The following is a 22,152-nucleotide window of genomic DNA, read 5'->3' as shown; positions in this document are numbered from 1 at the left end:
GAGGGTTACTCGGCATCCAGATGCATTGGTGTGATCACTCGACCGTCTTTCTCGGCCTGGCCCAGATTGGCGTCGATGAAGTACACCCGGTCATCTTCCAGTTGCCCTTTGTCTACCAGGTAATCCTTGATGGTGCTGGCCCGGTCCTGGCCCAGCTGACGTAGCAATACATCACTGCCGCTCCAGAACTTGATCAAGCCGTCCTTCAGCTTTGCCGTGCGCTCATCGCGGCTGAGGTCTTTCCATTCCGCAGGTGGCTGCTGTTTCAAGCGAGTGCGATAGATACCTTCGAGCAGCGGGGCTTTCTCGCTTTCCGGAACCTCCAGCAGGGAGGCCTGGGCTGGAACCTTCTCGCCGCGACGCTGCAGCATCTTGTAGTAGTTGTACTGGTATTCACGTTCCAGTCGCTCCTGGGCCAGTAAGGGGCCGTCACTGCTGGCCGCCGCTGTGCCTTCGATTTCCAGGCGCAGGGCTGGGCGTTCCTTCAGCGCCTTGGCCAGATTGTCCAATGCGCCCTCAGCCTCTTTGCTCAATTCACTCGAGCCGGCGGCGAACGACACGTTACCCAAGTCTTCCGAACCTCCACCGGTAATCAATCCGCCGATGAATTTGAACGGTGCACTCGCCGCGCGCACCACCAGGTTACGCAGGGTCTGCCACACGATCGGCATCACGCTGAATTGCGGGTTGTTCAAGTCGCCACTGATGGGCAGTTCGATGGAGATCTTGCCATCGCTGTCTTTAAGCAAGGCAATCGCCAGGCGAATCGGCAAATCCACGGCATCGGCGCTGTCGACCTTTTCACCCAACTGCAATTGCTCGACCACCACTTTGTTCTCGGCCTTCAACTGGCCCTTGGTGATCACGTAATGCAGGTCGAGGTTGAGACGGCCCTTGCGGATACGGAAACCGGCGAACTTGCCCGAGTAGGGGGTCAGGGTGGTCAGCTCGACACGTTTGAAACTGGTGGCGATATCCAGCGCTGCCATGGGGTCGAATGGGTTCACGCTGCCTTTGATGGTCACTGGCGCGTAGCGGTCCACCTTGCCCTTGATGTCGACGTTGGCCGGTTTGGCCTGGCGACTGTCGATGGTGCCGATCTGCCCGTTGAGCTGTTGTATTGCGGTCGCAAAGTTGGGCGTGAGGCTGAAGTCGGCGAAGTTGGCCGAGCCGTCGTTGATCGCAATCTGCCCGATATGGATACCCAGGGGCTTATCTTGGCTGGCCGCAGGCTTGGCCGCCGCTTTGGCGCCGCTGTCGGCTGGCTGTGGAATCAACAGGTCGTCCACGTTGGTGGTGCGGTCATCGTTGATCATGAAGCGTGCATACGGCTGCTGCAGGTTGACCTTGTCGATCGACAGGCTGTCGCCATGCTGGTAGTTCAGGCCTTCCAGCACCAGGCGTTGCCACTTGAGGAAGTCACGGGTCTTGAGGGTGTCCAGGGTGTGCAACTGGTCCACCTGGGCCCGGCCGGTTACCTGGAGCTTAAGTGGGTCTGTGCTTTTGAGGTTCACATCCAGGTTACTGCCGAGCATGCCGCTACGCAGTTCCAGACGAATAAACGGGCTGATATAGGATTGGGCGACCCGCAGGTCGATGTCCTGGGTATTCACTTTCAGCTTGGCACTGACGGGGTTGAGGTTGACCTCGCCGGTTGCCTGGATCTTGCCCTGTTTGCCCAGGCCGCTGTCGATCTTGAGGGTGAAGGGGCTTTGGTTGAGGCTATCGAAGTTCTGCATATCGACATTCAATGGCCCCAGCTCCAGCGCGACGACCGGTTTAGCCTGCCGGTCAGCCAGGTGCACCTGGTAGTTGCGCAGTTGCACATCCTTGAGCAGCACTTGCCAGGGTTTGCTGGGCGCTGCCGGTGCAGGTTTTGGCGAGTCGGCAGTGGCCGGTGCGCTGGCCGGTTCCGGTGCCTTGGCCGGTTTGCCTGGCTTGCTGGCGAATAGTTTTTGCCAGTCCAATTGCCCATCGGCTTCGCGGGCGGCCCAGGTTTCCAGCTTGTTGCTGCGGATCTTGCCGACCACCACTTGCTGCTTGGCCAGGTCCACTGTTGTTTCGCTGATGTCCAGGCGCTCCAAGCGTACCAGTGGGCGGCCATCCGGCGCCTTGATGGCAAAGGGCGCGATGCTCGCGGCGGTGTTGTTCAGGTTCAGCGCAGTCTCATTGGCCAGGCTGAATGTGTAGTCGGTACTGAAGTTGAGCACACCGTCCTCAAGCACCAGTGGCAGTGCATCCCGCACATACGGCCACCAGGCTTTCATCTTGCCGTCGGTGACCTTCAATGTGCCTTTGGAGGTGATCGGCACCAGGCTGAAATTGCCTTTCCAGTCGATCTGCCCACCCTGGGGGCCCGCGGCCACGAGGGTCATGTCGGCGTTGTCTTCCGGCAGCGTGCTGAGGTTTTTCAGCTCGAAGTCGAGTTTGTCATAGAGGAACTCGATGGGCTCGCTGGGGCGTAGGTCTTCGAAATGTAAATAGCCGCCGGCCAGCTTGATGTTGTCGATACGCAACGGGAATGGTTTGGCGTTGGGATCGGCCGGGGTTGGCTCGCTGGGCGGCAACTTGAACAGTTGCGCGAGGTTCAGTTGGCCGGATTTGTCGAACAGCAGCTCGGTCTTGGGCTTGTCGAGTTGCACATCCGCCAAGTGCACGGCGCGGGTCCACAGGCTGTCGAGCTGCAGGTTGGCATACAGCCGCTCGAAACCGACCTGTTCCTTGCCTGGATCGCCGATTTGCAGGCCCCACACGGTCAGCTCCAGGCTGAACGGGTTGAGCTCGATGCGTTCGATGCGGGCTGGCACCGTGGCGTAGTTGGCCAGTTGTTGATTGGCTATGCGGAGGGCGATGCCGGGCAAAATCAGAAAGCCCAGCAAGCTGTACAGGGCTACGGCAGTCAACAAGGCGCCAGCGGCGCGAATCAATCCTTTGGGCATGGGGGCGGCGCCATCTATGTCGAACAGGAGTGCCTTGGAGTATGGCACGGGTTTTCGGTTCCGAAGAGCCAGTCCTTTTGAGATAAGTCCTATAACTGCAGGATCATTGTCTTCAGCGGTGGCTGTTGGTCTTGCGAAGGAAAATCGGCGCCGGGCGCCATGATGCGCCAGTCGCGTACCGGGCGCCCCGCTTTCTCGGCGCAACGCAGTACCTGGTCACGCCAATCGTCCATGCTCACTTTTGCCAGGTTGTTACAGCAGATCAGTACGCCGTTGTCGGCGGTTGCCAGCAATGCCGGCTTGAGCAGACTCTGGTAGTCACGCAGCAGGTCGACGGTGCCGAAGGCGCTCTTGGCCCAGGCGGGCGGGTCGAGTAACACCAGGTCGTATTGACGTTGCTCCAGGCGCGGATAGCTCGGCAGCTTTTGCCCGCGACGCTGAGCGATCGGCAGGCCGGCCAGTTGGCGAATCGCCGGGAAGTAATCGGACTGCACAAATTCCATGGTGGGTAATTGCGGATTCAACAGGCCGTTCTCACGACCGACCGCCAGGTTACCTTCGGCAAAGTCCAGGTTGCACACCTCACGTGCGCCACCGGCGGCGGCACTCAGGCCGACCCCACACGTATAGGCAAACAGGTTCAGTACACTTTTGCCGGCGCTGTGGGCCTTGACCCAACCGCGAGTGTTGCGCAGGTCGAGGAACAGCAGCGGGTCCTGCCCGACATGGCGCCCGCGCACGCGGTAGTTGAGGCCCCATTCGTGGCCGACCAGGTCTTCCAGCGCCGCAGGCTCGGCGCGGTATACCGTGTCTTCGCGGTCGATGCGCGAGTTGCCACGCGAGCGGTCGTTGTACACCAGCAGCAATTCCAGGCCCATGTACTGGTTGATCAGCCGGTGCAGGTCCAGCAGCTCGTGGGTGTCCAGCGCCTGGTGGAAGCTTTGTACCAGCAACTGCGGGCCGTAGCGGTCGATCGTCAGGCCGCCGGCGCCTTCCTGGCTACCATGGAACAGCCGATAGCAATCGGTGCCCTGGGCATGCAGTTCGTTGATCAGGTCCTGGCGTCGATCGAGGGCGGCGCGCAGCGCCTGGTTCAGGGGAGACATGGAGCGCGCCTTGCTTTAGGTAGTTGTGGGCAATGAGGGCGCGGAGTCTAACAGCTATGGGCCGCGGGCTACATCAGCCCCATCCGCCGATGGGCGCGTTGGACCGAACCATTGCGCATCGCCCAACGCAACAAGGGCGCGCTACGCTTGACCCCGGCGCGGATCATCTGGCGCTGCAGCGGACTTTGGTGGTGCTCGAGCATGGCGCTGGCCCAGTCCGGCAACAGGTCGATCCCGGCCTGCATCATCAACGCGCCAAAGGGTTTGGCCAGGTGGCTGGGGGCGGGCGCATTGAGCAGCAGGCGCAGCACTTCGCGGCTGCGCTCGTCGCACAGCAGTTGTGGGCGAACACGTGCCAGATAATCCGAAACTTCCTGCCGGGAGCGCGGAACCTGCCGGGCCCCCAGGCGTTCGGCCACCAGGGCGATTTCGCTGTAGTAGCGATCCTGGTCCCGCCCCGACAGCTGCGGATTGCGATACCGCAAGTGGGCGGCGAGAAAGTTGCTGACTTCCGCTACGTGTACCCAGGTCAGCAACTCCGGATCGCTGGCCGCGTACGGCCGTCCGTCCGGGGCGTGCCCGACGACCTGCAGGTGAATGGTGCGCACTTTCTCAATCAGCCACTCGGCGTCTTTGCGCGAGCCGAATGTGGTGCCGGAGATGAATTGCGAAGTACGGCGTAAACGCCCGAGCATGTCCTGGCGAAAATTCGAATGGTCCCACACGCCGGCCAGGGCCAGGGGGTGCAGGGCTTGCAGCATCAAGGCGCTGATGCCGCCGATGAGCATGCTGCTGAAGTCGCCATGGACTTGCCAACTGACCGAGTCCGGGCCGAACAGGCCGGGATCGCCCTTGGGGTTTTCCAGGTCCAGTTGGCCCAGCGACAAGCCGGTGAGGCTCATCAACTGGGTTTCTATACGGCTGCGGATAAATTCCATGGCGACTCGGATTTCCTAGCGGTTCAGGCGTTTGTCGATCAAACCGTCGACCACGCTCGGGTCGGCCAGGGTCGATGTATCGCCCAGGCTGTCCAGTTCATTGCAGGCGATCTTACGCAGAATCCGCCGCATGATCTTGCCGGAACGGGTTTTCGGCAGGGCAGGCGCCCATTGGATCAGCTCTGGTTTGGCAAAGCTGCCGATTTCTTTGCTGACCAGGTCCAGCAGGTGCTTTTTCAGCGCATCGCTGGGTTCGACACCATTCATCGGGGTCACAAAGGCATAGATACCTTGGCCTTTGACGTCATGTGGGTAGCCCACCACGGCCGCTTCGGCGACCTGGTCATGCAGCACCAGCGCGCTTTCTACTTCGGCTGTGCCGATGCGGTGGCCGGAGACGTTGATCACGTCGTCGATGCGTCCGGTGATCCAGTAGTCACCGTCTTCATCGCGGCGTGCGCCATCACCGGTGAAGTAATAGCCGGGGTAGGGTTTGAAATAAGTGTCGATCATGCGCTGTGGGTCACCGTAGACACTGCGAATCTGCCCCGGCCAACTGGCCTTGATCGCGAGCACGCCGCTGCCGGCACCGCTGAATGCCTTGCCTTGTTCATCGAGCAGCACGGGTTGTACGCCAAACATCGGCTGGGTGGCACACCCGGGTTTGATCCGCTGGGCGCTGACCAACGGGCTGAGCATGATGCCGCCGGTTTCGGTCTGCCACCAGGTATCCACAATGGGGCAGCGCTGCTCGCCGACTGCATTGAAGTACCAGTCCCAGGCTTCCGGGTTGATCGGTTCCCCGACGCTGCCCAACAGGCGCAGGCTGGCGCGGGAGGTATTCTCAAGCGGGCCATGGCCTTCACGCATCAAGGCGCGCAGCGCGGTTGGCGCGGTGTAGAAGATATTGACCTGGTGTTTGTCGATCACCTGCCAGAAGCGCGAGCTGTCCGGGTAACTCGGCACACCTTCGAACATCAGCGAGGTGGCGCCATTGGCCAACGGGCCATACACGATGTAGCTATGACCGGTGACCCAGCCCACATCCGCGGTGCACCAGAACACCTCGCCATCGCGATAATCGAGCACGTACTTGAAGGTCATTGCCGCTTGCAGCAGGTAGCCGCCGGTGGTGTGCAGCACGCCCTTGGGTTTGCCGGTGCTGCCGGAGGTGTAGAGGATAAACAGCGGGGCCTCGGCGTCCATCGGCTCGGGCGGGCAATCATCGCTCGCGGTGTCCAGGGCCTGCCGGTACTTGAGGTCGCGGCCTTCGCTCCAGTTCACGGCAGCCCCGGTACGCTCCACCACCAGTACCGTGCTGACATTCGGGCAATTGGCCAGGGCTTTGTCGACATTCTGTTTCAGTGCCACGGGCTTGCCGCCGCGCACGCCTTCATCGGCGGTGATGACCGTGCGGCAATCGGCGTCGAGAATACGGTCGCGCAGGGCATCCGGCGAGAAACCACCAAACACCACCGAATGCACCGCCCCGATGCGCGTACAGGCCAGCATGGCGTAGGCCGCTTCCGGAATCATGGGCATGTAGATGCACACGCGGTCGCCTTTCTTCACGCCACGGCTTTTCAGCACATTGGCCAGGCGGCAGACGTGTTGATGCAGTTGACGGTAGGTGATCTTGACGGACTTGGTCGGGTCATCGCCTTCCCAGATAAAGGCGGGCTGCTCGGCGCGTTGCGCCAAGTGACGGTCGATGCAGTTATAGCTCACGTTCAGTTGGCCGCCGGCAAACCATTGGGCGGCGCCGGTGTTGATATCGCAGTGCTGGACCGTGTGCCACGGCTTCATCCAGTCAAGAAACGCCTTGGCCTGCTCGGCCCAGAAGGTGTCTGGCTGTTCGATGGATTGGCGATAGAGGCGTTGGTAGTCCTCTTGACTGAGTTGCGCAGCCCGGCGGACGGCATCGGCGCTGGGAAAGGTGCTGATATCGAACATGAGCGCTCCTTATTCTTGTTTTGGCGACAAGTCATAAAGATGCACCCTGTGGGGGGAGGGTTCAAGGCCAACGTCCAAACGGACGTTGACCCTGTCGTACCGGTATCAGCCGCGGTGACGACCGCGGAAATAGTTGATCAGGCCCTGGGTCGAAGCATCTTCGGCGCTGGTTTCTTCGGCACCGGTCAGGCGGTTGTAGACGCCTTTGCCCAGCTCCTTGCCCAGCTCAACGCCCCATTGGTCAAAGGCGTTGATGCCCCAGATCACGCTCTGCACGAACACCTTGTGTTCATACATCGCCACCAGCGCGCCCAAGCGACGGGGGCTAATGCGCTCGACGACCAAGGTGTTGCTCGGACGGTTCCCGGGGATCACCTTGTGCGGGGCCAGCTTCTGCACGTCGTCTTCCGGGATGCCCTTGTCGCGCAGCTCGGCTTCGGCTTCGCTGCGGGTCTTGCCGAGCATCAGCGCCTGGCTCTGGGACAGGCAGTTGGCATACAGCCACTGATGGTGGTCGGACACAGGGTTGAAGCTGACGATCGGCACGATGAAGTCGGCCGGGATTAGTTGGGTCCCTTGGTGCAGCAACTGGTGATAGGCGTGCTGACCGTTGCAGCCGACGCCGCCCCAGATGACGGGGCCGGTATCGGTGGACACGGGCGTGCCGTCCTGGCGCACGCTCTTGCCGTTGGATTCCATGTCCAACTGTTGCAAGTGTTTGGTGATATTGCGCAGGTAATGGTCGTACGGCAGGATCGCATGGCTCTGCGCACCCCAGAAGTTGCCATACCACACGCCGAGCAAGCCCAGCAGCACTGGCATGTTGGCCTCGAACGGCGCGTTCTGGAAATGCTGGTCCATGGTGTAGGCACCGGACAGCAGCTCTTTGAAGTTGGACATGCCGATGGCCAATGCGATTGGCAAGCCGATGGCCGACCACAGCGAGTAGCGACCGCCGACCCAGTCCCACATCGGGAAGATGTTTTCTTCGCGGATACCGAAGGCCACGGCTGCCGCGTTGTTGCTTGATACGGCGATAAAGTGGCGGTACAGCTCCGCTTCCGAGCCACCCTGGGCCAGGTACCAGGCACGGGCGGCCTGGGCGTTCTTCAGGGTTTCCAGGGTGTTGAACGATTTCGACGAGACGATGAACAACGTGGTCTCGGCGCGCAGCTTCATGGTCAGTTCATGGAACTCGCTGCCGTCGATGTTCGCCAGGTAATGGCAGCGCACGCCTTTATGGGCGTAGGACAACAGTGCCTCGGAGACCAGCTCCGGGCCGAGGAAGGAGCCGCCGATGCCGATGTTCACCACGTCGGTGATCGGCTTCTCGGTGTAGCCACGCCATAGGCCGTCATGGATGCGGCCAACCAGGTCAGTGATCTGGTTCAGCACCTTGTGCACGTCCGGCATGATGTTCACACCGTTGACCGACAACTTGTCACCCACCGGGCGGCGCAGTGCCGTGTGCAGGGCAGGGCGACCTTCCGAGGAGTTGACCGGCTCGCCAGCGTACAGCGCGTCAATGGCGGCCTTGAGGTCGACTTCCTTGGCCAGTGCCACGAGCAGGTCGCGGGTTTCGCTGGTGATCAGGTTTTTCGAGTAATCGAGGAAAAGTCCGCAGCTGCTCAAGGTGAACTGGGAAAAACGCTGAGGATCGGCATTGAACGCTTCGCGCATGCTGAAATCCTGCATGGCTTGGCGGTGTTGATTGAGCGCTTGCCAGGCGGGCAGAGCGGTAACGTCATGAGGAGTGCGGTAGTACGCCATCGCTGCGGGTTTCCTTTTATTACGGGGACTGCCTTTAGGACATTTCAAAGCCCGGAACGTCCAGTCTTTTATCAAGGGCTGGGTGCCGGACAGCGCTAACCATAGCGCAGGGCGATTACATTAAACCTAGCGTGTCGATATGTCTTGGCTTTGTCTGCGCTGTGGCCGGTACTTTTTTATACCGGCACATCAGGCAGGGTCGCAGGCGGGGTGTCGAGAGGGGGTCAGGCGAGGTTCAGGTGCAGGTTATCGATGAGGCGCGTGGCCCCCAGATAAGCTGCCACCAGGATCACCACGTCGCGATCTTCGGCCGTGGCCGGGCGCAGGTTCACGCCTTGGCGCACTTCGAGGTAATCCAGGCGCAACCCGGCGGCTTCGATCTGCTGGACCTGTTCGGCACGCAGTTTGGCGAAGTCGCGGTCACCGCCTTTGATGGCGGCGGCAATCTGGCTGAGGCTGCGGTACAACACCGGCGCGACCGCGCGTTGGGCTTCGGTGAGGTAGCCGTTGCGCGAGGACAGCGCCAGGCCATCTTCGGCGCGGACGGTAGGCTCGCCGATGATCTGGATCGGCATGTTCAGATCATGGACCATGGCGCGGATCACGGCCAGTTGCTGATAGTCCTTCTGCCCGAACACAGCCATGTCCGGCTGGACCATGTTGAACAGCTTGCTGACTACCGTGGCCACTCCTTCAAAGTGACCGGGACGGCTGGCACCGCACAGGCCTTCAGACAGTTGCGGGACACTGACGCGGGTCTGGCCGGCCATGCCGTCGGGGTACATTTCCTCGACAGTGGGGGCGAACAGCAGGTTGCAGCCGGCTTGCAGGAGCTTTTCCTGGTCTGCGGCGAGGGTGCGCGGGTACTTGTCGAGGTCTTCGCCGGCGCCGAACTGCAGCGGGTTGACGAAGATGCTGGCGACCACGAAGTCCGCCTGCTGGGCGGCCTTGGCCACCAGGGTGGCGTGGCCGCTGTGCAGGTTGCCCATGGTGGGCACGAAGCCGATGCGTTTGCCGGCGTTGCGGGCATGGGCCACGGCGGCCCGCAGTTCACGTATGGTTTTTACCGTGTTCATGCAGAAAACCCGTGTTCGGCACCTGGGAAGGTCACGCCCTTGACTTCAGCGACGTAGGCGCTCAAAGCGGCGTGGATACTGTCCTGGCCAATCATGAAGTTCTTCACGAACTTCGGCACACGGCCAGTCATCGACAGGCCGAGCATGTCGTGCAGCACCAGGACCTGGCCGTCGGTGGCGGAACCGGCACCAATGCCGATCACCGGGACTTTAACGGCGTGGGTGATTTCCGCCGCCAACTCACTGGGAACGCATTCGAGCAGGATCATTGCGGCGCCGGCCTGCTCCAGGGCGATGGCATCGGCACGCATCTGGCGCGCCTGGGCCTCATTGCGGCCTTGTACCTTATAGCCACCCAGGATATTCACGGACTGCGGCGTCAGGCCCATGTGTGCGCACACAGGAACACCCCGTTCAGCCAGCAGGCGGATCGATTCGGCGAGCCAGACGGCCCCTTCCACCTTGATCATGTGCGCGCCGGCTTGCATCAGTTTGCCGGCGTTCTGGAAGGTCTGTTCGAGGGTGGCGTAACCCATGAACGGCAGGTCGGCGATGATGAAGGCGCCGTCGTTACCGCGCTTGACGCTGGCGGTGTGGTAGGCGAGCTCATCGGTGGTAACGGGCAGGGTGCTGTCATTCCCTTGAAGAACCATGCCCAGGGAGTCGCCCACCAATAACACTTCGACACCTGCCTGGCAGCTGGCGTGGGCGAAGGTAGCGTCGTAGCAGGTCAGCATGGTGATTTTTTCACCTTTGAGCTTGAGGCTCTGCAAGGTGGTCAGGGTAATGTCTGGCATGAAAAGGGTCCTCGTTCAGGCGCTTGGAAACAGCGAGTAACGCGCGTGAGTCTTTGTTTATACAGGCGCACTGTCTTGAAAGCAGTGCTTATATGGCCTGGATTGCGCCCTTTAGCGCCGGGTTGGCGGCAGCGGGACGCCTATAGTCGTGAGGAGGACACGGGAAGTCAATTGGATGTGTTACCGCATTGTTACGACCGCGATGTTACCGCTGTTACTGACGCGATTGCAGGTGCGAGGGTGCTCGTGAAGAACACGCAGGCACCACGTTTAATCAGGGCGTGCGCGTTATCGTTGACGATTTTCGCGAGCAAGCCCGCGCCTACAAAGGTAAGCGTTCCAAGCCGACAAACGGGCAGGCCGCCAGCAGTTTGCTGAGTGTTTGGCCGTCAGGCAGTTGCAGGTCGGCAGGGGCCAGTTCGGCCAAGGGGTACAACACAAACGCGCGCACGTGCATCTGGTAGTGCGGCACCTTGAGGCGTGGTTCGTCGATCAGGCGATCACCAAACAGCAGGATATCCAGGTCAAGCGTGCGCGGCCCCCAACGCTCGAGGCGCTCGCGGCCCTGGTCATTCTCGATGGCTTGCAGTGCGTCAAGCAGGTCCAGCGGTGCAAGGCTGCTGTCCAGGGCCGCAACCGCGTTGGTATAGCGCGGTTGGCCCGGGAGTAGGGAATCACTTTGATAGAAGGAGGACACACCGACGAGGCGGGTGCCGGGCAATTGTGCCAGCGCCTCGATAGCGCTGCGCAATTGCTGATCCGGGGCGGCCAGGTTGCTGCCCATGCCGATGTAGATGCGTTCCACGTTTATTCGCCCGCGGCGCCCGAGGCATCGGCGGCGCTGCGTTTACGCTTGGTGCCGCTGCGACGACGCTTCTTGGGCCCCTCGCTGGCGCCTTCGCCTTTGCTGCCGAGCTCACGAATCATCTCGCGGCGTTCGCTGTCATTGGCGTCCTGGTAGTCGGTCCACCATTCGCCCAGGCCGTCGGTCTGCTCGCCAGCGCTTTCACGCAGCAGCAGGAAGTCGTAGCCAGCGCGGAAGCGCGGGTTGTCCAGCAACAGGTCGGCACGCTTACCGCTGCGGCGGGGCAGGCGCTCCTGCATATCCCAGATTTCGCGGATCGGCATGGTGAAACGTTTCGGGATGGCGATGCGCTGGCATTGCTCGGTGATCAGTTCGTGAGCGGCTTCCTGCATGGCTGGAATCGGCGGCATGCCACGTTCTTGCAGGCGCAGTACGCGTTTTGGCAGGGCCGGCCACAGCAGGGCAGCAAACAGGAACGCCGGGGTTACCGGTTTGTTCTGTTTGATGCGCAGATCGGTATTGATCAACGCTTCGCTGATCAATGTGTGGGTATACGTCGGGTTGTATTCCAGGGCCTCGGCGCTGGCCGGGAACAAGGGGTCGAACAACTGCAGGTCGACGAGCATTTCGAAGGTGTCGGCGGCGTAGCCCGAGAGGAACAGCTTGAGCACTTCTTCGAACAGGCGCGCCGAGGGAATCTCCTGCAGCATGGGGGCCAGTTCACGAATCGGCGCAGCGGTGTGTCGCTCGATACCGAAGTTCAGCTTGGCCGCAAAGCGCACGGCCCGCAGCATACGAACCGGGTCCTCCTGGTAGCGCTGCACCGGGTCGCCGATCAGGCGGACCAGGTTGTTACGGATGTCGTGTACGCCGTTGGCGTAATCAAGAATGCGCTCACTGACCGGGTCGTAATAGAGGGCGTTGATGGTGAAGTCGCGACGCTGCGCGTCTTCTTCCAAGGTGCCATAGACGTTGTCGCGCAGGATGCGCCCGCTCTCGTTGCGGGAAGACTGATTGGTGTCCTCCTCTTCATCGTTTTGCGGATGGCCTGCACGGAAGGTCGCGACCTCGATGATTTCGCGACCAAAGTGGATGTGCACCAACTTGAAACGGCGGCCGATGATGCGCGCATTGCGAAACTCGGCGCGCACTTGCTCTGGCGTGGCACTGGTGGCGACGTCGAAATCCTTGGGCGTGATGTTGAGCAACATGTCGCGTACGCACCCGCCCACCAGATAAGCCTGGTAGCCGGCGTTCTGCAAACGTTCGACGATGTTCACTGCATAACGGCTGAACTGAGCGCGTTGCAGCGAATGTTGGCTGCTGTTGAGCACTTCAGGCGTGCTGCGTTTGTGTTGCGTACGACGCAAGGGAGAACGGAATGACTGGAACAACTTCTTCAGCATGGGATGCACTGTTTGAAGGAATGTTCGGCCATAACGAAGAATGACCGCATGATGGGCGGGGATTCTAGCATTTAGTCAGGGGATGGTGTAGGAACAAGCTACAGGCCTTGCGCCATAAGCCTTGAAAATGCCAAATGCCAGAAACTACAAGGGGAGCCGAAGCTCCCCCAGAAGTAGTTGCGTGCTCTATTTTTATTATTGATTTCGGGCTTCTTGTTTTTGTTGATCGCCCTCGCCATGAAGCTTCACCTTCATGACACTCCCAATCGGGAGTCAAGAGCAAACGGATTGCTTTGGTCGCTGTGTTGCTGATCTACGATCCAACCAGTTCAGGCTCTGCCTTAGGGCAGTTTTTGTTGTTCTCGGCCTGGTTGCGGGGCAAGCCCCAATGCAACGCCTCTCCAAAAGAATCAGTTAGCTGCGCCTCCGCCGTGTTGTTTTTATTGTGCGTGAGTCGATTCGTCTTATTTTTATTGTCTTGTACAAAGCTTGTTATTGTTTTTGTACTAAACATATAGCAGGGTGCGTGCCAACTTTTGCGCCGACCAGCAAAACCGGGGGGTTGAGCTGATTTTTGATTTCTGCGGGCAAAAAAAAGCCGGGGCTTCGTTACCGTAAGCCCCGGCTTTTGTTACGCAAAAAATCCGCGGTAACAGTTTTTTCACATCTGAGGGTGTTACCTGTGGGCGCGCACCCTCAACTCTCGCTGGCTACGCCGGTCTTGCGCCGTGGAATGCCCAGGCGCTGGCGCCGTTCCCACAGGCACTTGCGGCTTACGCCCAATTTGCGGGCCAGTTCGGTCTCGGTCATGTGGTCCTGATGCTCCAGGACAAAGTGCTGGAAGTAATCTTCCAGTGACAAATCTTCAGTCGGCTCATGGCTGGTATTGCCACCACCGCCCTGTTGCGGGGCCAGGCCAATGAAGTCGTCATCGTCCAGATCGCTCAGTTCGATGTCGATGCCCAGCAGCTCGGCGGAAATTTCCGGGCTCTCCGACAGGATCACCGCACGCTCAACCGCATTTTCCAGCTCACGTACGTTGCCCGGCCACGAGTAATGACGGATCGCTTGCTCGGCGTCCGGGGCAAACTTCAGGTCCGTACGGTTGATTCGCGCGCTCTGGCGTAGCAGGAACGCATTGGCGATCTCGTTGACGTCGGCACCACGCTCACGCAGCGGTGGCAGCTTGAGAGCGATGACGTGCAGGCGGTAATACAAGTCTTCGCGGAACTGGCCGATCTTGGCCAGGCTCTTCAGGTCGCGGTGGGTTGCCGCGATCAGGCGCACGTCGACCTTCTGCGACTGTACCGAGCCGACGCGGCGGATTTCGCCTTCCTGTAGCACGCGCAGTAAACGCGCCTGGGCTTCCAGGGGCAGTTCGCCGATTTCGTCGAGGAACAGTGTGCCGCCGTCCGCCGCTTCCACCAGGCCCGCACGCCCGGCGCTGGCGCCCGTGAAGGCGCCTTTCTCGTGGCCGAACAGTTCGGATTCGATCAGCGATTCGGGGATCGCTGCGCAGTTCACCGAAATCATCGGTGCCTTGGCGCGCTTGGAGAGGTTGTGCAGGGCGCGGGCCACCAGTTCCTTACCGGTACCCGACTCCCCCTGGATCAAAACATTGGAGTCGGTAGGCGCCACTTTGCGGATCTTGCTGTACAGGTCCTGCATCGGTGGGCAGGAGCCGATGATGCCGATCTCGCCATTGCTGTTATCGATGCCTGGCTTGTCGGCACCGCCGCCGGCCTTGCCGGTGGGGCGCTGCTCGGTCGGTGCGCTGCTGGCCGACTGCCGGTCACGCAGGATGCGCGCCACGGCCTGGAGCATCTCATCATGGTCGAAAGGCTTGGCGATGTAGTCCACCGCGCCCATTTTCATGGAATCCACTGCCGAGCGCAGGCTGGCATAGCTGGTCATGATCAGCACCGGGGTGCCCTGGCCAAGCTTGATCAGCTCTGTACCGGGCGCGCCGGGCAGGCGCAGGTCGCTGACAATCAGGTCGAACGTGGGAATGCTGAACCGCTCTTGGGCTTCCTGCACCGAGCCGGCTTCGCTGACTTGGTACTGATTACGTTCAAGCAGGCGACGCAAGGCAGAGCGGATAATGGTTTCGTCTTCGACGATCAAAATGTGCGGCATTGATTCAATTCTCTCGACGGTCTCAGTTCACAGCGGACGTCGCTTCGACATGACGCGGCAAGGTCACCCGAATACGGGTGCCGCGTTGGCTTTCGGTGTCAGCCGGGCTGTCGATGGTGATTTGTCCATAATGCTCTTCAACGATGGAATAGACCAGTGCAAGGCCCAGACCGGTACCTTCACCTGGGTCCTTGGTGGTGAAGAAGGGTTCGAACAATCGGTCCATGATGTTCTGTGGAATGCCGCTGCCTTCGTCCTCCACGATCAGGTCGACCGTGTGCTCGAAAGCCTCGCTCTTGACGCGTACCGCACTGTGGGGAGGGGACGCATCGCGGGCGTTGGACAGTAGATTGATCAACACCTGCGCCAGGCGCTGGGAGTCACCGTCGACCCAGTGGTCCGGGTCGCACAAATTGAAGAACTGTACTTCGAAATTACGCCGGTTCAACGCCAGCAGCCCAATGGCATCCTGCGCCACTTCGGCCAGGCACACCGCCTCGTCCTGGTTCTGGTGGGCGCCGGCATGGGCAAAGCTCATCAGCGACTGCACGATGCGCGATACGCGCTTGGTCTGTTCGAGGATTTGCCCGCTGATCTCGATGATTTCACCGTCTTCTTCGCGCTCTTCCCGCAGGTTCTGCGCGAGGCATGCGATACCGGTAATCGGGTTGCCGATTTCATGGGCAACGCCCGCAGCCAGGCGGCCAATGCTGGCCAGGCGTTCGGAGTGCACCAGCTTGTCTTCGAGCATCTGGGTGTCGGTCAAGTCTTCCACCAGCAGCACCAGGCCACTATTGCCGGGGGCCAGGGGTTCGTCGATGGCGGCTTTGTGCAGGTTGAGCCAGCGGGTCTGGCCGTCGAGGGCCAGATGCTGTTTGTGCAGGTGCTCGTCGGGCAGGTTGATAAACCCCTGCAGCAGTTCTTTCCACGGATCACCCAGGGTATTGAGGCGCGAACCTACTACACGTTGTGCGGCGATACCGGTGAGTTCTTCCATGGCCTTGTTCCACATCAGGATCTCTTGGTCCTTGGCCAGGGAGCAGACGCCCATGGGCAGTTCCTGCAGGGTCTGGCGGTGGTAGCGGCGCAGGGCATCGAGTTCGGCGGCAAGGCCGGTGAGGCGTGAGTGGTAATCCTCCAGCCGGCTCTCGATGAAATGGATGTCTTCGGTGACGTAGTTTTCGCCACCCGCCTTGTAGGGCAGGAAGGTTTCCACCATGTCCTGGGATACGCTGGGCCCCATCAACCCGGACAGGTTGGCCTCGATGCGATCACGCAGTCGGCGCAAGGCATAGGGGCGCCGTTCGTCGAACGGCAGGTAAAGATCGCGCAGCGCCTGTTCGACCTCCTTCTGCGCGGCCTTGGCCCCCAGCGGTTTGGCCAGTTGTGTGGCGAACTCCTGGGGCGAAGCCGCATGCAGCTCGCGGCGTTGCGGGCGCCGCACATTGTCCACCGCGCAGGCCTCGGCGGCGCTGGTTTCTTCCGGGCTGGCGTTGGTGAACAGCGAGATCAGGGTGAACATCAATACGTTGGCGGCCAGCGAGGCAATCGCCGCCATGTGCCAACTGGTGTCATCCAGCACGTAGATCATGTTCAGCAGCGGGATGTAGAAACCCTGCAAGTTGCCGACCAGCGGTAGCAGCATGGTGACGAGCCATACCAGGATCCCCGCCAGCAGCCCGGCGATAAACCCACGGCGATTGGCGGTCGGCCAGTACAGCACCGACAACACGCCCGGCAAGAACTGCAAGGTGGCCACAAACGCGACGATGCCGAGATTGGCCAGGTCTTGCCCCGCACCCAGCAGCAGGTAGAAACCGTAACCGGCCATGATGATCGCGACGATCAGTGCGCGGCGTGTCCATTTCAGCCAGCGGTAGATATTGCCTTCTGCGGGGGGCTGGTACAGCGGTAGCACCAGGTGGTTCAGCGCCATGCCGGAGAGTGCCAGCGTCGTGACGATGATCAGCCCGCTGGCTGCCGATAAGCCGCCGACATAGGCCAGCAGCGCCAGGGCCGGGCTGTTGGCGGCGATGCCGATACCGAGGGTGAAATACTCAGGGTTGGTAGTGGCCCCCAGCTTCAGGCCAGCCCACAGGATCAGCGGCACGGCCAGGCTCATCAACAGCAGGAACAGTGGCAAACCCCAGCTGGCGCTGACCAGCGAACGCGGGTTGAGGTTCTCGGTGAAGGTCATGTGATACATGTGCGGCATCACGATCGCGGAGGCGAAGAACACCAGCAATAGCGTGCGCCACGGGCCTTCCTGCAAGGGCGTGTGCAGGGCGGCGAGAGCGGTCTGGTTTTGCAGCAGCCACAGTTCCAGCTGTTGCGGGCCGTCGAATACGCCGTAGAGCGCGTAGAGGCCAACGCCGCCGATGGCGATCAGCTTGATCACCGACTCGAAGGCGATCGCAAATACCAGGCCTTCGTGTTTCTCGCGGGTGGCGATATGGCGTGAGCCGAAGAAAATCGTGAACAGTGTGATCAACGCGCAGAACGCCAGGGCGACGCGATGTTGCACCGGCTCGCGAGTGAGGATGCTGATGGAGTCGGCCACTGCTTGCATCTGCAGGGCCAATAGGGGCAACACGCCGATCAGCATGAAAATGGTGGTCAGTGCGCCGGCCCAGGTACTGCGAAAGCGGAAGGCGAAGAGATCGGCCAGGGATGACAACTGGTAGGTGCGGGTGATCTTCAGGATCGGGTACAGCAGCACCGGCGCCAGCAGAAATGCCCCGGACACCCCGAGGTAGCTGGAGAGGAAGCCATAGCCGTACTGATAGGCCAGGCCCACGGTGCCATAGAACGCCCAGGCGCTGGCGTAGACGCCCAAGGACAAGGTGTAGGTCAATGGATGGCGAATGATCGCCCGCGGAATCATTCCGCGCTCACTGATCCAGGCCACTGCGAACAAGGCAGCCAGGTAGGCGGCGCTGATCAGCAGCATCTGGGTGAGGCTAAAGCTCATCGGCATCTTTTTGGCTCTGCAGGATAAAGGTCACGACGATCAGGATCAGCCACAGTAGATAAGGCCGATACCAGGCGCCCGTGGCGTCGATCCACCAATCCATGATGGCGGGGGAAAACAGGTAGATCCCGACGACCAGCAGCAGGACCAATCGATAGATGTACATGTTGGCCTCTGATTGAAAAACTGCGGCGATGGTAACGGATGGCTGGCAAGCTGCAAGCGCCTTCAGCGCAACTGCGATTCTGCCAGCGTGAGTGTGCGTGGAATCAGCGAGGCATCCCACTGTTGAATGCCCCAATCCAGCAGCTCCCGTGGGCTGGCGTGGAGCAGTTCGTCGCCGGGTTGCTGGCCGAGGGCACGCAAGGCTCTTAACAGCAAAGGCGTGGCCTGGTCTTTCGTCAATGGCGGGGAACGGTAGGACTTGCCCAGCTTGTTACCGTCCGGCTGGACGACCAGCGGTACATGCAGATAGCGCGGCTGGCGCAGGCCCAGCAACTCTTGCAGGTACAACTGGCGCGGCGTGGAGTCCAGCAGGTCGGCGCCGCGCACGATATCGGTAACACCCTGCCAGGCATCGTCGAGGACAACCGCCAGCTGATAGGCGTAGAGGCCGTCGCGGCGGCGGATGACGAAATCGCCTACATCGCGGCCCAGGTGTTGTCGGAATTCGCCCTGTACTCGGTCGATAAAGTGGTATTCCAACTCGGGGACGCGCAACCGAATGGCGGCATCTTGCTGGTCGTGCCCGGCATTGCGGCAGAGGCCGGGGTAAATGCCGTTGTAAGGTTCCAGTTGTTTGCGCGAGCAGGTGCAGGCGTAGGCCAGGCCATGGTTGAACAGATCGTTCAGCACTTTGGCGTAGGCATCATGTCGATCGCTTTGTCGGACCAGTTCGCCGTCCCACTCGAAACCATAGCTTTCAAGGGCCTGGAGAATGGCCGCCTGGGCGCCGGGCTCTTCGCGGGGAGGGTCGAGGTCTTCCATGCGCATCAGCCAACGGCCGTGATTGGCGCGAGCGTCGAGGTAGGAAGCGAGGGCGGCGACCAGCGAGCCGAAGTGCAAATGGCCGCTGGGCGTAGGGGCGAAACGCCCAATATAGGTAGAGGCTGTCATGGGCCGGATACTACTGGAAAACCGGTAAACGCCAGAAACAAAAATGGGGCGTTTGTACGCCCCATTCGTCCAGTTCGGCAGGGATTACTTGCCGACCTGTTTCTCCTTGATTTCAGCCAAGGTCTTGCAGTCTACGCACAGGTCCGCGGTTGGACGAGCTTCCAGGCGGCGAATTCCGATCTCGACGCCGCAGGATTCGCACCAGCCGTATTCTTCGTCCTTGATCAACTGCAGGGTCTTGTCGATCTTCTTGATCAGCTTGCGCTCACGATCCCGGGCGCGCAGTTCAAGGGCGAACTCTTCTTCCTGGCTCGCACGGTCGGCCGGATCAGGGAAGTTGGCTGCTTCGTCCTTCATATGGTCGACGGTGCGGTCGACCTCTTGCATCAAGTCCTGTTTCCACTTGTTAAGGATCTTGGTGAAATGCTCGCGCATGGGCTCGCCCATGTACTCTTCACCTTTCTTCTCTACGTATGGTTCGAAGCCGCTGATGCTCTGTTGCTTTGCTTGGGTGGACATGAATAGACCGCCTCTCACTCTTCTAATCCATTGCGCAGGATTGCAACGTCACCGACACCTGCCGGCCCTGCGGCTGCAAGCGGGCGAACTTACCAGATAGATTCAGGGTGCGCCACTCCCGGTTGTCGAGGCCCATCGCGCAGGGGTTGCAAATTGCAGCAGCCCGCCATGGTTGGGTGTGCATCGCCTCGGATATTGATTTTAGTCGTTCTGCAAGCGCTTGCCGGGCTCTTCTTGAATGGCCGAGCAGGCAATAGAGCATGTTTTAGCGTGGGGGTTCGGTAGAATCCTGATTTTGTTCTTAACGTTAAGGAAGGCTAATGGCTCAGCCCTACAGTGCGCGCAGTCGCGCCATCGAACCTTTTCATGTCATGGCGTTGCTGGCGCGAGCCAACGAGTTGCAGGCGGCTGGCCATGATGTGATCCACCTGGAAATCGGCGAGCCGGACTTCACCACTGCCGAACCGATCATCCAGGCTGGCCAAGCCGCACTGGCCAGTGGCAAGACCCGCTACACCGCCGCCCGTGGCCTGCCGGAACTGCGCCAGGCCATCAGTGGCTTCTACCAGCAACGCTATGGCTTGAGCGTCGATCCCGAGCGCATCCTGATCACGCCTGGTGGCTCCGGCGCATTGTTGCTGGCCAGCAGCCTGCTGGTGGATCCAGGCAAGCACTGGCTGTTGGCAGACCCCGGCTATCCATGCAACCGGCACTTCCTGCGCCTGGTCGAGGGCGCGGCGCAGTTGGTACCGGTGGGCCCCGATGTTCGCTATCAATTGACCGCCGAGTTGGTGGCCAGGCACTGGAGCGAGGACAGCGTGGGTGCACTGGTCGCGTCTCCGGCCAACCCGACAGGCACTCTCCTCACGCGTGACGAATTGTCCGGGTTGTCGAATGCGATCAAGGCACGTAACGGCCACCTGGTAGTGGACGAGATCTACCATGGCCTCACCTATGGCACCGATGCCGCCAGCGTGCTGGAGGTCGACGACGATGCCTTCGTCCTCAATAGTTTTTCGAAGTACTTCGGCATGACCGGGTGGCGCCTGGGGTGGCTGGTGGCGCCGCCCGATGCGGTGGGCGAGTTGGAGAAGCTGGCGCAGAACCTCTACATCAGTGCGCCGAGCATGGCGCAGTATGCTGCCTTGGCTTGTTTCACCCCGCAAACCCTGAGCATTCTGGAAGCGCGGCGCGCCGAATTCGGTCGACGTCGGGACTTCCTGCTGCCGGCACTGCGTGAGTTGGGGTTCGGCATTGCGATAGAGCCGGAAGGTGCGTTCTATTTGTACGCGGATATCAGCGCGTTCGGCGGCGATGCCTTCGCGTTCTGCCGTCATTTCCTGGAAACCCAGCATGTCGCGTTTACGCCCGGTTTGGATTTCGGCCGGTATAAAGCCAGCCATCATGTGCGCTTTGCCTACACGCAAAATCTTGATCGACTACAGGAAGCTGTCGAACGGATCGCCCGCGGCTTGCAGAGTTGGCAAGGCTGATGCGCTTTCATCCTCCCCTCGAAGAAGCTCGGTTGATCCGGCGTTACAAACGTTTCCTAACCGATATCGAAACCGTTACCGGTGAGTTGCTCACCATTCACTGCCCCAATACCGGTTCGATGCTCAATTGCATGGTGGAAGGCGGGCAGGTTTGGTTCAGTCGTTCCAATGATCCGAAGCGCAAGCTGCCCGGGACTTGGGAAATCGCCGAAACGCCACAGGGCCGCCTGGCCTGCGTCAATACCGCCCGCGCCAACCAGTTGGTCGAGGAGGCGCTGCGTGCGGGGGTAATTACTGAACTGAACGGCTTTACTGCGTTGAAGCGTGAGGTGCCTTACGGTCAGGAGAATAGCCGTATCGACTTTCGCCTGGATTACCCCGATGGCGCGGCCTATGTCGAAGTCAAAAGCGTGACGCTGGGTTTTGACGGCTCGGCGATTGCGGCTTTTCCCGATGCAGTGACCCAGCGTGGCGCGAAACACCTGCGGGAGTTGGCCTACTTGGCCCGGGACGGTGTACGCGCGGTGCAGTTGTATTGCGTCAATCTCTCGGGCATTGAGGCCGTGCGCCCGGCCGCGGAAATCGACGCCGCCTATGCTGCCGCCCTGCGAGAAGCCAAGGCGGCGGGCGTGGAGGTGCTGGCGTATGGCGTACGTGTTACATCCGAGGAAATTTGCGTGGACCGCCGGCTGGACGTGCTGCTTGGCGACTAGAGTTCTACCCACAAACCTTGTGCGTCCTCTCGACCGGCCAGAGCCTTGAGGCTTTGACCGGCGCAGGGGCCGGCGATGCACTCGCCGCTCTCGATCAGGAACAGCGCGCCGTGGGTAGCGCACTGGATCAGGCTGGCGCTGGCGTCGAGGAAATGGTCGGGCTGCCATTCCAGTGGAATGCCGCGATGGGGGCAGCGGTTGACGTAGAAGTAGGCAACGCCGTCCCGACGCACGGCCAGCAGCTTGCAGCCGTCGATATCAAAACCGAGGCTGCTGTTGGGGGCGAGGGTGTCGGAAGGGCAGAGAAACTTCATTTCAATCCTTAAGTGCCTTGACGTTCAAATGCAAACAATTATCAAATGCCAGCTTCGCACGATGACTGGCTGGGCGCTCAGTACGATGCCTGGCAGAGAT

At 60.7% G+C, this 22,152-nt stretch carries 17 protein-coding genes; 2 read left to right on the top strand and 15 right to left on the bottom strand.

What is annotated here, in order from left to right; genetic code table 11:
* Positions 1-5 precede the first annotated feature (5 nt).
* The 14 genes from AB7933_RS28835 to dksA form a co-directional block, all read right to left on the bottom strand.
* The gene (locus tag AB7933_RS28835) at positions 6-2,939 is read right to left on the bottom strand and encodes a DUF748 domain-containing protein (RefSeq protein WP_024077431.1); all 2,934 of its coding nucleotides are present in this window, start codon (positions 2,937-2,939) and stop codon (positions 6-8) included.
* A gap of 89 nt (positions 2,940-3,028) precedes the next feature.
* Positions 3,029-4,045 carry a class I SAM-dependent rRNA methyltransferase gene (locus tag AB7933_RS28830; RefSeq protein ID WP_024077430.1) on the bottom strand — a complete coding sequence of 339 codons (1,017 nt, stop codon included), beginning with the start codon at positions 4,043-4,045 and terminating at the stop codon, positions 3,029-3,031.
* A 68-nt stretch (positions 4,046-4,113) separates the two neighbouring features.
* The gene (locus AB7933_RS28825) at positions 4,114-4,983 is read right to left on the bottom strand and encodes an oxygenase MpaB family protein (RefSeq protein WP_024077429.1); all 870 of its coding nucleotides are present in this window, start codon (positions 4,981-4,983) and stop codon (positions 4,114-4,116) included.
* A gap of 15 nt (positions 4,984-4,998) precedes the next feature.
* Positions 4,999-6,936, bottom strand: a complete 1,938-nt coding sequence (gene acs / locus AB7933_RS28820; protein WP_024077428.1) for an acetate--CoA ligase — start codon at positions 6,934-6,936, stop codon at positions 4,999-5,001.
* A gap of 105 nt (positions 6,937-7,041) precedes the next feature.
* Positions 7,042-8,706, bottom strand: coding sequence for a glucose-6-phosphate isomerase (gene pgi / locus AB7933_RS28815; protein WP_024077427.1), 1,665 nt, complete (start codon positions 8,704-8,706; stop codon positions 7,042-7,044).
* A gap of 224 nt (positions 8,707-8,930) precedes the next feature.
* Positions 8,931-9,782, bottom strand: coding sequence for a pantoate--beta-alanine ligase (panC, locus tag AB7933_RS28810; RefSeq protein WP_024077426.1), 852 nt, complete (start codon positions 9,780-9,782; stop codon positions 8,931-8,933).
* Entirely contained in the window at positions 9,779-10,579 is an 801-nt protein-coding gene (gene panB, locus AB7933_RS28805; protein WP_024077425.1) for a 3-methyl-2-oxobutanoate hydroxymethyltransferase, read from the bottom strand. The genes panC and panB overlap by 4 nt, the downstream gene beginning before the upstream one ends.
* Positions 10,580-10,901: 322 nt before the next feature.
* On the bottom strand, positions 10,902-11,384 hold the full coding sequence (gene folK, locus AB7933_RS28800) for a 2-amino-4-hydroxy-6-hydroxymethyldihydropteridine diphosphokinase (protein ID WP_024077424.1): 483 nt from the start codon (positions 11,382-11,384) through the stop codon (positions 10,902-10,904).
* A 2-nt stretch (positions 11,385-11,386) separates the two neighbouring features.
* On the bottom strand, positions 11,387-12,790 hold the full coding sequence (locus AB7933_RS28795) for a polynucleotide adenylyltransferase PcnB (RefSeq protein WP_024077423.1): 1,404 nt from the start codon (positions 12,788-12,790) through the stop codon (positions 11,387-11,389).
* Positions 12,791-13,486: 696 nt separating this feature from the next.
* Entirely contained in the window at positions 13,487-14,926 is a 1,440-nt protein-coding gene (locus tag AB7933_RS28790) for a sigma-54-dependent transcriptional regulator (RefSeq protein ID WP_024077422.1), read from the bottom strand.
* A 22-nt stretch (positions 14,927-14,948) separates the two neighbouring features.
* A complete protein-coding gene (locus AB7933_RS28785; protein ID WP_024077421.1) occupies positions 14,949-17,903 on the bottom strand; it encodes a sensor histidine kinase in 2,955 nt (984 codons plus the stop codon).
* A complete protein-coding gene (locus AB7933_RS28780) occupies positions 17,887-18,063 on the bottom strand; it encodes a hypothetical protein (RefSeq protein WP_003176118.1) in 177 nt (58 codons plus the stop codon). Before AB7933_RS28780 ends, AB7933_RS28785 begins: the two co-directional genes overlap by 17 nt.
* A gap of 62 nt (positions 18,064-18,125) precedes the next feature.
* Positions 18,126-19,013: a tRNA glutamyl-Q(34) synthetase GluQRS gene (gene gluQRS, locus AB7933_RS28775; RefSeq protein ID WP_024077420.1), complete on the bottom strand. Its 888-nt coding sequence runs from the start codon at positions 19,011-19,013 to the stop codon at positions 18,126-18,128.
* Positions 19,014-19,097: 84 nt separating this feature from the next.
* Positions 19,098-19,532: an RNA polymerase-binding protein DksA gene (gene dksA, locus AB7933_RS28770; protein WP_041161025.1), complete on the bottom strand. Its 435-nt coding sequence runs from the start codon at positions 19,530-19,532 to the stop codon at positions 19,098-19,100.
* Positions 19,533-19,852: 320 nt separating this feature from the next.
* Between dksA and AB7933_RS28765 the strand changes: the two genes are divergently transcribed.
* Together AB7933_RS28765 and sfsA are read left to right on the top strand one after the other, a co-directional pair.
* Positions 19,853-21,025, top strand: a complete 1,173-nt coding sequence (locus AB7933_RS28765) for a pyridoxal phosphate-dependent aminotransferase (RefSeq protein WP_024077418.1) — start codon at positions 19,853-19,855, stop codon at positions 21,023-21,025.
* Positions 21,025-21,738 carry a DNA/RNA nuclease SfsA gene (gene sfsA, locus AB7933_RS28760; protein WP_024077417.1) on the top strand — a complete coding sequence of 238 codons (714 nt, stop codon included), beginning with the start codon at positions 21,025-21,027 and terminating at the stop codon, positions 21,736-21,738. The genes AB7933_RS28765 and sfsA overlap by 1 nt, the downstream gene beginning before the upstream one ends.
* Here sfsA and AB7933_RS28755 read toward each other — a convergent pair.
* Positions 21,735-22,052: a Rieske (2Fe-2S) protein gene (locus tag AB7933_RS28755; protein ID WP_024077416.1), complete on the bottom strand. Its 318-nt coding sequence runs from the start codon at positions 22,050-22,052 to the stop codon at positions 21,735-21,737. The genes sfsA and AB7933_RS28755 overlap by 4 nt on opposite strands.
* Positions 22,053-22,152: the final 100 nt, after the last annotated feature.

Source organism: Pseudomonas gorinensis, assembly GCF_042015035.1.
GTDB lineage: Bacteria > Pseudomonadota > Gammaproteobacteria > Pseudomonadales > Pseudomonadaceae > Aquipseudomonas > Aquipseudomonas gorinensis.
This window is presented reverse-complemented; position numbering and strand designations above follow the sequence as displayed.